Annotated in this window: 13 protein-coding genes; 9 read left to right on the top strand and 4 right to left on the bottom strand. The window is 61.6% G+C overall.

Translation table 11 applies throughout. The features are described 5' to 3' along the window. Nucleotides 1–2: 2 nt before the first annotated feature. Together ctaD and coxB are read right to left on the bottom strand one after the other, a co-directional pair. Nucleotides 3–1,739, bottom strand: coding sequence for a cytochrome c oxidase subunit I (ctaD, locus tag ASG19_RS02735; protein ID WP_062453630.1), 1,737 nt, complete (start codon nucleotides 1,737–1,739; stop codon nucleotides 3–5). A gap of 17 nt (nucleotides 1,740–1,756) precedes the next feature. After that, complete coding sequence (gene coxB / locus ASG19_RS02740) at nucleotides 1,757–2,641, bottom strand: cytochrome c oxidase subunit II (RefSeq protein ID WP_062453631.1); 885 nt, start codon at nucleotides 2,639–2,641, stop codon at nucleotides 1,757–1,759. 326 nt (nucleotides 2,642–2,967) lie between these two features. Between coxB and ASG19_RS24380 the strand changes: the two genes are divergently transcribed. The 5 genes from ASG19_RS24380 to ASG19_RS02765 all read left to right on the top strand — a co-directional run bounded on the left by ASG19_RS24380 (nucleotide 2,968) and on the right by ASG19_RS02765 (nucleotide 7,612). Next, nucleotides 2,968–3,639, top strand: a complete 672-nt coding sequence (locus tag ASG19_RS24380) for an invasion associated locus B family protein (protein WP_062453632.1) — start codon at nucleotides 2,968–2,970, stop codon at nucleotides 3,637–3,639. A 119-nt stretch (nucleotides 3,640–3,758) separates the two neighbouring features. Further along, nucleotides 3,759–5,174, top strand: coding sequence for a metalloprotease TldD (tldD, locus tag ASG19_RS02750; protein ID WP_062453633.1), 1,416 nt, complete (start codon nucleotides 3,759–3,761; stop codon nucleotides 5,172–5,174). Further along, the gene (locus ASG19_RS02755; protein WP_062453634.1) at nucleotides 5,171–5,611 is read left to right on the top strand and encodes a VOC family protein; all 441 of its coding nucleotides are present in this window, start codon (nucleotides 5,171–5,173) and stop codon (nucleotides 5,609–5,611) included. The genes tldD and ASG19_RS02755 overlap by 4 nt, the downstream gene beginning before the upstream one ends. A gap of 76 nt (nucleotides 5,612–5,687) precedes the next feature. Beyond that, nucleotides 5,688–6,479, top strand: coding sequence for a sulfite exporter TauE/SafE family protein (locus ASG19_RS02760; RefSeq protein ID WP_062453635.1), 792 nt, complete (start codon nucleotides 5,688–5,690; stop codon nucleotides 6,477–6,479). Nucleotides 6,480–6,550: 71 nt separating this feature from the next. Then, entirely contained in the window at nucleotides 6,551–7,612 is a 1,062-nt protein-coding gene (locus ASG19_RS02765; RefSeq protein ID WP_082476163.1) for a polysaccharide deacetylase family protein, read from the top strand. A gap of 21 nt (nucleotides 7,613–7,633) precedes the next feature. Here the strand turns inward: ASG19_RS02765 and pdxH are convergent, their stop codons facing one another. After that, nucleotides 7,634–8,254 carry a pyridoxamine 5'-phosphate oxidase gene (pdxH, locus tag ASG19_RS02770; protein WP_062453636.1) on the bottom strand — a complete coding sequence of 207 codons (621 nt, stop codon included), beginning with the start codon at nucleotides 8,252–8,254 and terminating at the stop codon, nucleotides 7,634–7,636. Nucleotides 8,255–8,317: 63 nt separating this feature from the next. On the opposite strand from pdxH, the gene ASG19_RS02775 reads away from it, so the two are divergent. The 4 genes from ASG19_RS02775 (at nucleotide 8,318) to ASG19_RS02790 (ending at nucleotide 11,730) form a co-directional block, all read left to right on the top strand. After that, nucleotides 8,318–8,770 carry an RT0821/Lpp0805 family surface protein gene (locus ASG19_RS02775; RefSeq protein ID WP_244476067.1) on the top strand — a complete coding sequence of 151 codons (453 nt, stop codon included), beginning with the start codon at nucleotides 8,318–8,320 and terminating at the stop codon, nucleotides 8,768–8,770. A gap of 223 nt (nucleotides 8,771–8,993) precedes the next feature. Beyond that, complete coding sequence (locus ASG19_RS02780; RefSeq protein WP_062453637.1) at nucleotides 8,994–10,163, top strand: DnaJ C-terminal domain-containing protein; 1,170 nt, start codon at nucleotides 8,994–8,996, stop codon at nucleotides 10,161–10,163. 150 nt (nucleotides 10,164–10,313) lie between these two features. After that, the gene (gene fabI, locus ASG19_RS02785; protein WP_062453638.1) at nucleotides 10,314–11,132 is read left to right on the top strand and encodes an enoyl-ACP reductase FabI; all 819 of its coding nucleotides are present in this window, start codon (nucleotides 10,314–10,316) and stop codon (nucleotides 11,130–11,132) included. A 7-nt stretch (nucleotides 11,133–11,139) separates the two neighbouring features. Next, a complete protein-coding gene (locus tag ASG19_RS02790) occupies nucleotides 11,140–11,730 on the top strand; it encodes a histidine phosphatase family protein (RefSeq protein ID WP_062453639.1) in 591 nt (196 codons plus the stop codon). 24 nt (nucleotides 11,731–11,754) lie between these two features. Here ASG19_RS02790 and ASG19_RS02795 read toward each other — a convergent pair whose 3' ends face one another. After that, complete coding sequence (locus tag ASG19_RS02795; RefSeq protein ID WP_062453640.1) at nucleotides 11,755–12,015, bottom strand: DUF1344 domain-containing protein; 261 nt, start codon at nucleotides 12,013–12,015, stop codon at nucleotides 11,755–11,757. Between the last annotated feature and the right edge of the window lie 30 nt (nucleotides 12,016–12,045).

Here is a 12,045-nt window from a genome sequence, read left to right on the forward strand (position 1 = left end):
CTTTAGCGGATGCGCGGCAGCTGTTCCCACTGGTGGTAAGGCGGCGGCGAAGACAGCTGCCACTCGAGCGTCGTTGCGCCTTCACCCCATGGATTGTCGCCGGCAACACGCTTCTTGGCGAAGGCTTCCCAGACGCCGAAGAGGAAGACCAGAACACCCGCGAAGGAGATGTAGGAACCGATCGAGGAGATGTAGTTCCAGCCCACGAAGGCATCCGGATAGTCGATATAGCGGCGCGGCATGCCGGCGAGGCCTAAGAAATGCTGCGGAAAGAACACCAGGTTCACGCCCACGAACATCACCCAGAAATGCAGGTGTGCCACCTTCTCGCTATACATGTAGCCGAACATTTTCGGGAACCAGTAATACCAGCCGGCAAAGATTGCAAATACGGCGCCGAGCGACAGCACGTAGTGGAAGTGAGCCACCACGTAATAGGTGTCGTGCAGCGACCGGTCGAGGCCGGCATTGGCGAGCTGGACGCCGGTGACGCCGCCCACGGTAAACAGGAAGATGAAGCCGATCGCCCAGACCATCGGCGCCTTGAAGGTAATCGAGCCACCCCACATCGTCGCGATCCAGGAGAAGATCTTGATGCCGGTCGGCACCGCGATCACCATCGTTGCGAACACGAAGTAGCGCTGCGCATCGAGCGACAGACCGACCGTGTACATGTGGTGGGCCCAGACGATGAAGCCAACCGCGCCGATCGCCACCATCGCATAGGCCATGCCGAGATAGCCGAAGACCGGCTTTTTCGAGAAGGTCGAGATGATGTGGCTGACGATGCCGAAGCCGGGCAGGATCAGGATGTAGACTTCCGGGTGACCGAAGAACCAGAACAGGTGCTGGTAGAGGATCGGATCGCCGCCGCCTTCAGGCGAGAAGAACGTGGTTCCGAAGTTGCGGTCGGTCAGCGCCATGGTGATGGCACCGGCGAGAACCGGCAGCGACAGAAGCAGCAGGAAGGCAGTAACCAGAACGGCCCAGGCAAACAGCGGCATCTTGTGCAGTGTCATGCCCGGAGCGCGCATGTTGAGAATGGTGGTGATGAAGTTGATCGCACCGAGGATCGACGAGGCACCTGCAACGTGGAGTGCAAGGATCGCCAGATCGACGGCCGGACCCGGATGACCCGAGGTCGACAGCGGCGGATACATGGTCCAGCCGCCGCCCGCGCCGTATGCACCGGACGGTCCCTCGACGAACATCGACAGCATCAGAAGCAGGAAGGCCGGAATGATCAGCCAGAAGGAGATGTTGTTCAGACGCGGGAAGGCCATATCAGGCGCGCCGATCATGATCGGCACCATCCAGTTGGCAAAACCGCCGATCATCGCCGGCATGACCATGAAGAAGATCATGATCAGCGCGTGCGCGGTGGTGAACACATTGTACATGTGCTTGCCGCCATCGATCGCGGCATCACCCTCGAAACCGTAGACCATGGACGCCAGGCCGTGGAAGATCTGGATGCCCGGTTCCTGCAGCTCCATGCGCATCGCAACCGACAGAAGGCCGCCGAGGACGCCCGCCATGATCGCGAAGATCAGATAAAGCGTACCGATGTCCTTGTGGTTGGTCGAAAACAGCCAGCGGGCGGCAAAGCCCGGTGTGTGGGAATGATGGTCGCCATGCGCATGCGCATCGTCGTGAGACGTGCGGGCGTGGGCATCATGAGCATGGTCATCATGGGCGTGAGCGCCATGGGGATCCGTATGAGTGGTATGTCCGGCCATTATCGTCAGCCTCCTGATTACTTCGCAGCGACGGCAAGGCCGTCGGCGGGCTTGGCCGTGCCGGCATCGGCGACCAGTGCTTTATAAGCACCGGGAAGGTCGCTGGCGGCCTGGGCAAGCCAGGTGTTGTACTTTTCCTCGGAGACGACGTGGATGGCGATCGGCATATAGGCGTGATCCTTGCCGCAAAGCTCGGAACACTGGCCGTAGTACATCCCCTCGCGATCGGCCTTGAACCAGGTCTCGTTGAGACGGCCGGGAACGGCATCGATCTTGACGCCGAAGGCCGGCATGGCGAAGGCGTGGATCACGTCGGACGGCGCTGCCGTCACCAGCATGCGTACCGTCTTGCCGACCGGAATGATCATTTCGTTGTCGACGGCGAGCAGCCGCGGATAGCGATCGATATCGGTCTTGCCGGCGGCAGCGCGATCCGGATCCTTCAGCATGTAGCTGTCGAAGGCGACGGGCGTTTCGCCGGAACCCTCATATTCGTAGTTCCACTGCCACTGGGTGGCGGTGGCCTTAACCGTCATGTCCGCATCCGGAATTTCCAGCTGTGCGTTCAGAAGGTTGAAGGACGGGATGGCGAGGAAGAACAGGATCAGCACCGGCGCCACGGTCCAGACGATCTCGATGACCGTGTTGTGGCTGGTGCGCGAAGCAACCGGATTGCGGCTGGCGCGGAACTTGACCGCAACCATGATCAGCAGCACCAGAACGAGCAATGTCACCGGCACGATGAACCAGAGCGTATAGTGCTCGAACCAGCGAATTTGGTGCATGATCGGTGACGCGGGCGCCTGCAAATCCATCTGCCATGGCCTCGGCTGGTCCGCATGGGCCAGCGAAGCCGTGAAAAGACAGATAAGCGACGCCATTGCGGCGTAAGCTCTCAACATAACGATAAACCCTCTCTCCCATGCGCCCGAGTCCCGCGATCGAACGGCATGCGGAATTCAAGCGCCTCGTTTGGTTCAATCACAGTTTGCGGGTCGTCGCAATATCTGCGCGGCATTGCTCATGCGGCATTTTGAACCTATCGGCATGCGGCCGAGTGCCTGCGCCGTCAGGAACATGCGGCATTGCTTGACGAGATGGCGCCGCACGGTCGCAAACCTCTCAAGTCCCATTTTCGCCGTACTCGGCTGAAAAGAGAGCGAGGCCTTTCATTTCGGCGTAGGACCGCCAAGAATAGTCACACTGATTCGTCCGTTTAGAGGTCTACATGGGTCGTCCCTACCGCCTTCGCGCCTGCCTTGCCTTGATGCTTGCGGGGGCCGTCGCATTACCCGCAGTCGCGCAGCAGCCGGGACCTCGGCCGACTCCCAATACCCCATCGGCACCGGCTCCTTCCGCGCCGGCTCCTGCCCCATCGGCCCCTGCCCCATCGACTGGTGCCGCACCGAAGACCGGGCAGAATGCACAGCAGGCGCCACAGAGCCCTGCCCCCGGTTCTCCGGCACAGCCCGGCAACGTGAAGGAAAACCACGGCGCCTGGTCGATCATCTGCGACAAGCCGGCCGGTGCCTCCGTCGAGCAGTGCGCGATGATGCAGAACGTGATCGCCGAAGATAGGCCCGAAGTCGGCCTGTCCGTCGTCGTCCTCAAGACCGCCGACCGCAAGGCGCGCATCCTGCGCATTCTTGCCCCGCTTGGCGTTCTTCTGAAGGACGGCATGGAACTCTATGTCGACAGCAACAATATCGGCCGCGCCTATTTCACCCGCTGCTTCTCGGAAGGCTGCTATGTGGAAGTGGAAATCGACGACGAGCTGATGCGCATCCTTCGCGCCGGCAAGAACGCCGTGTTCGCGCTGCGCGAGTCCGCTGATCAGGACCGCGTCGGCATCCCGATCGAGCTCAACGGTTTTGGCCCCGGCTACGACGCGCTTCCGTAAAGACGCTTGTTTCGGCGGATTGCCGGAACTACATCGGGCTCCAGATATCTCGACTTGGGCGCACAGATCGTGCCCTTCGGTCCCGAATGCACTGACGTGCGCAAGCGGAGCATAGAACAATGAACACCGACCTGATCTCTCTCTTCGATTGCGACGAGACGAAGCTGCGTTCTATCCTGAGCCAGGCGCTGTCAGGCGCTGACGATGGCGAGCTCTATCTCGAGCATGCCCAGGCGGAATCGCTTTCCTTCGACAACGGTCGCCTGAAGGGTGGATCGTTCAACACCGACCAGGGTTTTGGCCTGCGTGCCGTTGCCGGCGAGGCCGTCGGTTATGCGCATGCGGGCGAGCTTTCGGCGTCCGCGCTTTCGCGTGCGTCGGATGCCGTGCGCGCCGTCACCGCCAACCATTCCGGCTCCTATGCGGCTGCGCCCCAACGCACCAACAAGAAATACTATGGCGACGAGAACCCGATCGGTTCTCCGAGCTTCGAGGCCAAGGCCAAGCTTCTGACCGAGATCGACGCCTATCTGCGCGCCAAGGATCCGAAGGTACGGCAGGTTTCGGCAAGCCTTGCCGCCAGCTGGCAGGTGGTCGACATCCTGCGCGCCGATGGGCACCGGGTGCAGGACATCCGGCCGATGACGCGCATCAACATTTCCGTCGTCGTGGGTGACGGCGACCGCCAGGAATCGGGCTCGTTCGGCACCGGTGGCCGGATCGGGTTTGGCGATTTCGTCGCGACCGGCAACTGGCAGGCAGGCGCCGACGAGGCGCTGCGCCAGGCACTGGTCAATCTCGAGGCGATCGATGCGCCTGCTGGCACCATGGACGTGGTGCTTGGCAATGGCTGGCCGGGCGTGATGCTGCACGAGGCCGTCGGCCACGGGCTGGAAGGCGATTTCAATCGCAAGAAGACATCCGCCTTTGCCGGCCTGATGGGCGAGATGGTGGCAGCCCCCGGCGTCACCGTCGTGGATGACGGCACGATCGACAACCGCCGCGGGTCGCTCACCGTCGACGACGAAGGCACGCCTTCTGCCTATAACGTCCTGATCGAGGACGGAAAGCTGGTTGGTTACATGCAGGACCGCCAGAATGCGCGGCTAATGGGTGTCGCACCAACCGGCAACGGCCGCCGCCAGGGCTATGCGCACATACCCATGCCGCGCATGACCAACACATTCATGCTGGGCGGCGACAAGTCCCCGCAAGAGATCATCGCATCGGTCAAGAAGGGCATCTATGCCGTCTCCTTCGGCGGCGGACAGGTGGATATCACCTCCGGCAAGTTCGTGTTCGGCTGCACCGAGGCCTACATGATCGAGAACGGCAAGATTGGCGCACCGGTCAAGGGTGCGATGCTGATCGGAAACGGTCCGGACGCGATGAAACGCATCTCGATGGTCGGCAACGACCTGAAGCTTGACACCGGCATCGGCAATTGCGGCAAGGGCGGCCAGTGGGTGCCGGTTGGCGTCGGCCAGCCGCATCTGCGGATGGATCAGGTCACGGTGGGCGGCACCAAGGCGTGACGCGGCACCGGTCCAACGCGCTGGTTCCCGAGCTCTCCGTCAGCGATTGGCGCAAAAGCTGCGATTTCTACTGCGAGCTGATCGGTTTCGATATCGTCTATGACCGTCCGGACGAAGGGTTTGCATTCCTGGCGCTTGGCCAGGCGCAACTGATGATCGACCAGATCGGTATCGGCCGAGATTTTGCTCTGCCCGACGGGGCGTCCCCCGCCTATCCGTTCGGTCGCGGCTTGAACCTGCAGATCGAGGTTCCGTCGTCTGGAGCGATCCTGACGCGGCTGCAGGCAGCGGGCGTGCCCCTTCAGCTCGAACCGGAAGACAAGTGGTATCGCCGCGGCGATCATGAGGTCGGCAATCGGCAGTTCATTGTTGCCGACCCTGATGGCTATCTGCTGCGGCTGTTTGAACATCTGGGAGAGCGGCCCCTGCCGCTCTGAACCCGTCGGCGTGACGGCTTGACACTTTCGGCCAAATCCCTGCAGTTGCCGGCTTTGTAACAGTGCAAGCCGATCCATGCCCTCCTCCACCCCCATTGCCGACATGTTCAGCCTCTGGCTTCCCGGCCATTCGCCGGGTGAACTCGCCTTCGTGTTCTCAGCCGCCATGATCGCCGGCCTTGCCCGCGGGTTCTCGGGATTTGGTGGCGCCCTGATCTTCGTCCCGCTGGCAGGCACGGCGATCGGTCCGAAACTCGCGGCGGCGCTGCTGCTGGTTATCGATGGCGTGATGACGCTCGGGATGGTGCCGGACGGCTGGCGAAGGGCAAACCGGCGCGAGGTGTTCACGATGATGATGGGTGCCGTCGTCGGCGTGCCCGTCGGTGCGGCGGCGCTGGCGCTGCTTCCCTCCGTCACCCTGCGCTGGATCATCTCGGTCGTCGTGTTGTGCCTTCTCGTGTTCCTGATCTCGGGCTGGCGCTACCACGGACGGCCTAAGGCGCCGCTGACCATCGGCGTCGGGGCGCTTGCCGGCCTGTTCGGCGGTGCGGCGCAGATGTCGGGACCACCGATCGTTGCCTACTGGCTTGGCGGCGCGACGGCACCGGGAGTCGTCAGGGCAAACCTCGTCCTCTATTTTGCGCTCGCCAGCGTCATCTCGTCCGTGTCGTATCTGATCGGCGGCATCCTGACGTTCGAGGTGCTGCTCATCGCGCTGATCGCAGGACCGGGCTACGGGATCGGGCTTTACGCGGGTTCACGGCTGTTCGGGCGTGCGAGCGAGGCGACGTTCCGGCATATCTGCTTTTGCCTGATCGCATCCGCCGCCCTGATCGGCCTGCCGCTGTTTGACGGCATGATTCGCTAAAACAGGTCTTCAGCAACGCTTAACGGCTGACACGGTAGGTTGCATCTCGGGGTTGAACGGGCGTGGCGACGATGGTGAATTTGAAAGCAAAGTTGCCGGCGGCATGGATCCGTGGCCTGAAACGTCAGGTCACGACGACAGGTCTAGAGGCGTCGGCAGCACTCGCACGGGCCGGCATGCTGGCGAGTGCGCGCGGTCGTGGTTCTATCTTCACGCTTCATCACGTGCGCCCAAAACAATCGCTCGCGTTCCAGCCGAGCGGTCATCTTGAGGTTACCCCGGAATTCCTGGCCGATGCGATCGAACGGCTCTCGGCGGATAGATATGCGTTCGTGCCGCTGGACGACGTGCCGAAGCGGCTTGCCAATCCGGCCGGCCAGCCGTTTGCCGCCTTCACGCTTGACGATGGCTATCGCAACAACGCCGAACATGCGCTGCCGGTATTCGAGAAATACGGCGTGCCCTTCACCGTTTTCGTCGCCCGCGGCTTTGCGGAGCGGACCCATTCGATGTGGTGGGAGACAATGGCGGACCTGATCGGTCGCGAGCGGGAGCTGAGTTTCGATTTCGGCAATGGACCCGAGCGGATCGAGCTCGGCTGTGAAGAGCAGAAGTTCAACGCCTTCGACCGGTTTGCCGATCTTGTGTTTCGCGATGACGAGGCAAGTGCCGTTTCCAGGATGGATGCGCTTGTGCGGTGCCACGGTATCGACCCGTTGCAGATGACCGCCGACCTGACGATGGATCGGGCCGAACTCCGCGAACTTTCGAGGCATAAGCTGGCAACGCTTGGCGCCCACACAATCAGTCATCGCGCCGTCGGGCGGCTGTCGGAAGCGCAGGCGCGGGCCGAGATGTCGAGTTCTGCCGACTATGTGGAAGAACTGACCGGGATACGGCCGACCACGATCGCCTATCCCTACGGCACGCGGAAGGCGGTGGGCGAGCGCGACTACCGCATCGCCCGCGACCTCGGCTTTTCGGTCGCCGTCACGACCCAGCCGGGCACGATCTGCGAGAAATGGCTGACCCGGCTGACGGGTCTGCCGCGGATTTCGCTGAACGGCCATTACCAGCGGGCGCGCTATGTGTCGGCGCTCGCCTCGGGCATTCCCTTCAAGCTTGCGCGCTAGGCGCAAGCTCTCATCGGTCGCTCACGGATACATCCGCACCTTTCCCCAGGCACCGTCTGGCGTATCGCGGCGGAATTCGATCCGGTCATGCAGGCGGAACGGTCGATCGTGCCAGAACTCGATCGACACGGGACGGATGCGGAAACCCGACCAGTGCGGTGGCCGCGGTATCTCGCCGATCGCAAATTTGGCGGTGTATTCGGCTACGGATTTTTCCAGCGCGAAACGGCCTTCGAGCGGCCGTGACTGTTTCGAGGCCCAGGCGCCGATTCGGCTTCCGCGTGGCCGCGTCGCATAATAGGCATCCGCTTCGGCATCGCTGACGATCTCGACAGGGCCGCGCAGACGCACCTGACGTCTCTGCGACTTCCAGTGAAAGACCATCGCAGCCTTTTTCTGGCCGAGAATTTCCTCGCCCTTCTGGCTTTCGAAATTCGTATAGAATACAAACCCGTCCTCGTCGTAGCCCTTCAGCAGGACCATTCGCACATTGGGAAGCCCATGTTCATCGACGGTCGCAAGCGCGACGGCGTTCGGATCGTTGATCTCGCTGGATTCGGCATCCTTCAACCACGACCCAAATAAGGTGAAGGGTTCACTTTCCTGCGTGAAGTCACCGCTTGTTAACCCGTTTTCCGACATATTGACTAAAGTGCTCCCGATCTGATGAACATGCCCGAGACACTTGGCCGGACAGGATGCAAGGTGATTGTGATAGCAAATTCGATGTGCCGTACAAAGAGCCTGAATGGCGCCAGCCTGCGAATCATCGCGATGGTCGCACTGTGCGGTTCGCTTGGCAGCTGCACCAGCATGGATGTGTTCGGCGGCGCGGACAAGGTCGATCGTAGTATCTCGACGAGCAGCATTCCCAGCAAGCCAAAAGCGGGTGATCCGCAATCGGACGAAGCCACCGTGCGCAATGCCGTGACCTCGGCCGATCTCGCCAAGGTGGGTGCGAACCCCCTTCCCTGGGCAAATTCGGCGACCGGCAGTGCCGGTGTCGTCTCCTCGATCCACGAGGTCCGGAGCGCCGGCCTACTCTGCCGCGCCTTCACCACCAGCCGCCATTCCTATGAGGGAATATCGCTGTTTTCCGGTCAGGCATGCCGGACCGAAACGGGCGACTGGTCGCTCACGGCATTTGACCGCCAGTAGTGTTAAGGCCAGCACTGTACGGTAAACGTTTTGTTTACCGTAACATGCATCAACCTTCTCTCCGTAACCTCTGATTCAGCAATTCCTCCATACGGTTACTGCCTGTGATCCGGCCAGCCTCGGGGCATGAGGAACCGAAGGCTGCCGCGAGAGTTGTTGAGTTACGGGGGGTCCGGAATTGGATACGCGACCCACCGCCCCAAGCTTTACGGGTGGTTTCAAAATGCGCGATCCCTACTCTATTCTCGGCGTCAATCGGAGCGCCAACGCTGACGAGATCAAATCGGCGTGGCGTTCGAAGGCAAAGACAATTCATCCCGATCAGAACCAGGACGACCCTGATGCCGGCGAGCGATTCGCCGAGATGGGGCAGGCCTATGAAGTGCTGAAGGATCCCGAGCGGCGCAAGCGCTACGACCGCGCATCCGCTCTTCAACAGACATTCATGCAGCAGCGCCAGGCAGCCCGCGAAGCGGAAATGCGTGCCAAGGCTTCCCGCGAGCGCGCGGCAAAAGTGATGGAAGAGCTTGCCCGTGCCAGCGCCAAGCGGGCGCAGGCCGAAGTACTTCAATCCCAGGCGCAGCAGCAACAGCAGAACGGCAAGGCCCGTGGCGATGCTCCGCCAGAACCGGCCGAAGACATGGTTGAGCGTATCTTCGGCGTCTCGCCAGACGGCCAGACCGCCGACTCCGGACAGAAGAAAACCACAGACGAGGCGTCGGCCGCGCAGGCCGCTCGTCCATCGTCGAAAAGCGACGCGACAGGAGCCGATGCAGCGGATGAGGGACCCGGCAGCCGCCCGGCCCCGCCGACCACCGGCATGGGTTCCGGTCTTCTCAACACGCTGCTGCGGCGCATCCGCGGCGAAACCGTGACCGTTCTCGAAACGGCGCCGGATCTTCTGGCCGAAGCGGTCGTGACGATCGAAGACCTTCTCAACAGGGGTTCGGTCATCGTGCATTCCAGCGACGATCGTGACGTGCGCGTTTCGCTTTCCGCGGGCATGACCGAGGGTCATGTTGTGCGGCTGAAGGGCCAGGGGCTGAAGCTTCCCGGGATGAAGCAGGGCGATCTCGTGGTGACCCTGAAAGTGGCCAAGCATGCGGATTTCCGGGTGAGCGGTTTCGATATCCACACCATTTTGCCGATCTCTCTCGAAGACGCCGTTCTCGGCGCCGAGCCGATGCTGAAGACGCCTGAAGGCGAGCAGACGATCGCGGTTCCCGCATGGTCGGGGTCCGATCAGGCAATCCGGCTGGAAGGCATGGGGCTCTACAACGATGCAGGCGGCCGCGGCGATCTGGTGGCGGAACTGCGCATTGTGCTTCTCGAAAAGCCCGACCCGAAGGTGACCGATCTGATGCGCCACATGCGCCACGGGCTGTATCTGTAAGACATCGATCCCCAACCGGCTCCGGCGACAGCTGAAACGTTGGCCTCCCCGTTCGCCAAAGAGTGGGCGTATGAGTTGGTATCCGCAAGCTTGAACCGTTGCCCTGCCTATGTCATAGGCAAGGCCAAATCGAGTTTCCAGGGGATATTCATGGTTCAGGCTTCCGGCCTCATGTCAGGCAAACGCGGCGTCGTCATGGGTGTCGCCAACAATCGCTCCATTGCATGGGGCATTGCCAAGGCCATTCACGATCAGGGTGGCGAAGTTGCTCTGACCTATCAGGGCGACGCCCTGAAGAAGCGGGTCGAACCGCTCGCTGCCGAAATCAACGCTTTCATGGCCGGCCACTGCGATGTGAGCGACGAGTCGACCATCGATGAGGTGTTCGCCAATATCGAGAAGAAGTGGGGCAAGATCGACTTCTTCGTGCATGCGATCGGCTTCTCCGACAAGGATGAGCTGACCGGCCGTTATGTCGATACGACGCCTGACAACTTCGCCAAGACGATGCAGATCTCGGTCTACTCCTTTACGTCGGCCGCACGCCGCGCCGAAAAGCTGATGACGGACGGCGGCGCCATGCTGACGCTGACCTATTACGGTGCCGAGAAGGTGATGCCGAACTATAACGTCATGGGCGTTGCGAAGGCGGCACTTGAAGCCAGCGTCAAATACCTGGCCGTTGACCTCGGACCGAAGAATATCCGCGTCAACGCGATCTCGGCCGGCCCGATCAAGACGCTTGCTGCGTCCGGCATCGGCGACTTCCGCTATATCCTCAAGTGGAACGAGTATAACGCGCCGCTTCGCCGCACGGTCACGATCGAGGAAGTGGGCGATGTCGGCCTTTATCTTCTGTCGAACCTGTCGCGCTCCGTCACCGGTGAAATCCACCATGCGGATAGCGGCTATCACGCCATCGGAATGAAGGCCGTCGACGCGCCTGACATTTCCGTCGTGAAGGACTGAGCGCCCCGTGCTTCTCTACGTCATCCGTCACGGCCAGACGGACTGGAACGCTGAAGGCCGGCTTCAGGGTCAGAAGGATATTCCTCTGAACGATACGGGCCGCCTTCAGGCTACCGGCAATGGTGAAGCGCTGAAAGAACTGCTCGGCGACGATGTCGCCGATTTTGACTTCGTGGCAAGCCCGCTCTCTCGCACCCGCGAGACGATGGAGCGGCTGCGCACAGCGATGGGGCTCGATCCCCTCGCCTACCGGACCGACGACCGGCTGGTGGAAGTTTCGTTCGGCGACTGGGAAGGCCAGACGCTGGCCGAAGTCAAAAAACTCGAGCCCGAGCTGCTGAAGGAAAGAAAGCGCCAGAAATGGAGCTTCATTCCGCCGGGCCAAACTGCCGAGAGCTACGAAATCCTGTCATGGCGCATCGGCGCCTGGATGCAGTCTCTGACCGGTCCGACCGTGGCGGTCGCCCATGGCGGCGTCATCAGGTCGATCTTTCGCCTGATCGGCGGCGTGGGAGAAGAAGAAGCATCGTCCATCGCCATCCATCAGGACCGTATCCTGAAAGTGGAGCCGCTCGCCGGCCGGATGGAATGGCTCTGAGCCGCTAAGGCCCGGTTCCGGCCCTTACTGTACGATTTCGAGATCGTCCACGACGCGGTTGCCATCGACGACCGTGTAGAACACCAGAACCTTGACGCCCGCCTTCAGGCCCTCGAAGTTGAACTCTTCCGGCACCTTGTAGGTCTTGCCGTCGTCCAGCGTCAGGCTGAGCGACTTGGCGTCGATCGTCTTGATCGTCGCCTCGACGTCCACGCTCTGCGCCCAAGTGCTCAGCGGCGAGAAAACACCGGCGGTCGCAAGCAAGGCAGCAATGAGGATACGCATGATGAAGATCCCTGGAACAAACGGTCTGTA

The sequence above is a fragment of the Rhizobium sp. Leaf306 genome, from assembly GCF_001423425.1.
In the GTDB taxonomy this organism is placed as follows: Bacteria; Pseudomonadota; Alphaproteobacteria; order Rhizobiales; family Rhizobiaceae; genus Neorhizobium; species Neorhizobium soli.

What these genes read in the sequence shown, in the direction of transcription:
- ctaD (WP_062453630.1), bottom strand. Translation starts at nt 1,739, where the DNA reads ATGGCCGGACATACCACTCATACGGATCCCCATGGCGCTCACGCCCAT.
- coxB (WP_062453631.1), bottom strand. Translation starts at nt 2,641, where the DNA reads ATGTTGAGAGCTTACGCCGCAATGGCGTCGCTTATCTGTCTTTTCACG.
- ASG19_RS24380 (WP_062453632.1), top strand. Translation starts at nt 2,968, where the DNA reads ATGGGTCGTCCCTACCGCCTTCGCGCCTGCCTTGCCTTGATGCTTGCG.
- tldD (WP_062453633.1), top strand. Translation starts at nt 3,759, where the DNA reads ATGAACACCGACCTGATCTCTCTCTTCGATTGCGACGAGACGAAGCTG.
- ASG19_RS02760 (WP_062453635.1), top strand. Translation starts at nt 5,688, where the DNA reads ATGCCCTCCTCCACCCCCATTGCCGACATGTTCAGCCTCTGGCTTCCC.
- ASG19_RS02765 (WP_082476163.1), top strand. Translation starts at nt 6,551, where the DNA reads ATGGTGAATTTGAAAGCAAAGTTGCCGGCGGCATGGATCCGTGGCCTG.
- pdxH (WP_062453636.1), bottom strand. Translation starts at nt 8,254, where the DNA reads ATGTCGGAAAACGGGTTAACAAGCGGTGACTTCACGCAGGAAAGTGAA.
- ASG19_RS02780 (WP_062453637.1), top strand. Translation starts at nt 8,994, where the DNA reads ATGCGCGATCCCTACTCTATTCTCGGCGTCAATCGGAGCGCCAACGCT.
- fabI (WP_062453638.1), top strand. Translation starts at nt 10,314, where the DNA reads ATGGTTCAGGCTTCCGGCCTCATGTCAGGCAAACGCGGCGTCGTCATG.
- ASG19_RS02795 (WP_062453640.1), bottom strand. Translation starts at nt 12,015, where the DNA reads ATGCGTATCCTCATTGCTGCCTTGCTTGCGACCGCCGGTGTTTTCTCG.